The organism is Mesorhizobium sp. M2E.F.Ca.ET.209.01.1.1 (assembly GCF_004010375.2).
GTDB lineage: Bacteria > Pseudomonadota > Alphaproteobacteria > Rhizobiales > Rhizobiaceae > Mesorhizobium.
This window is the reverse complement of sequence record NZ_SADP02000743.1, coordinates 1-326: the sequence shown is the minus strand read 5'-3', so window position 1 is coordinate 326 and position 326 is coordinate 1. Positions and strand designations below refer to the sequence as shown.

The 326-nt window shown below is 71.5% G+C and carries 1 protein-coding gene; it reads right to left on the bottom strand.

Annotated features, from left to right (window positions below; translation table 11 throughout):
- A partial coding sequence (locus EN852_RS37705) for an NfeD family protein (protein WP_135879828.1) occupies positions 1–326 on the bottom strand: 326 nt, incomplete at both ends.

Genomic DNA, 326 nt, shown 5'->3' with positions numbered 1-326 from the left:
CTATCCGCCGCTCCCGTCACGCGCCCCTGCGCGCCGACGGGCAGGTCGGGACCGGATACGCGCCAGAGCGTATCGCCCAGCCGGATGCGGCCGCGGCCGTTCTTGATCGGCTCGGCCAATGTCGCCGTGCGGCCGACCATCTGCGCGCCGCGGCGGTTGAGCAGCGGCTGGTCGACGCTGCCCTGTCGGCCAACGGCGATCTGCCTGCCGACATAGGCCGAGACCACGGCGAGCACGAGGAAGGCAAGGACCTGGACCTGCCAGGTCCAGAAGGCGGCGTCCCAGATCGTCAGCGACATCGCGCCGATGATGAGGGCCGCGATGCC